Source organism: Mesorhizobium sp. M6A.T.Cr.TU.014.01.1.1 (genome assembly GCF_004022765.1).
In the GTDB taxonomy this organism is placed as follows: Bacteria; Pseudomonadota; Alphaproteobacteria; order Rhizobiales; family Rhizobiaceae; genus Mesorhizobium; species Mesorhizobium mediterraneum.
On sequence record NZ_RZPG01000157.1, the window covers coordinates 1 to 343 of the forward strand.

Annotated in this window: 1 pseudogene; it reads right to left on the reverse strand. The window is 65.9% G+C overall.

From position 1 onward, the window contains the following. Positions 1 to 238 (reverse strand): annotated as a pseudogene (locus tag EN885_RS33390) (ABC transporter permease); the annotation flags it as partial. Between the last annotated feature and the right edge of the window lie 105 nt (positions 239 to 343).

Here is a 343-nt window from a genome sequence, read left to right on the forward strand (position 1 = left end):
ACACATAGGCGGCCAGCGTCAGCACGGATGGCACGGACAGGTCGATATTGCCCGGCCCGGAAGCGACCACGAACATCTGCCCGGTTCCCACCACCACGCTGAAGGCACCGAAGGCGAGCGCGCCCGACAACGTGGCGCCGGCACTGCCGATGCCCGAATAGGCTGTCATCGCCAGCCACATTGCGAGCGCCACGATGAAGCCGTAGGTCCACGGCGCGAGGCTCAATCTCCGGGTCATCGCGTCCGCTCCGACAAAAGCACGCGCCCGGCCAGCACGAGAAACAGGATGACGCCCTGGGCGCCGATCTGCCATGTCGGCGGCACCTGCAGGAAAGATAGAAGC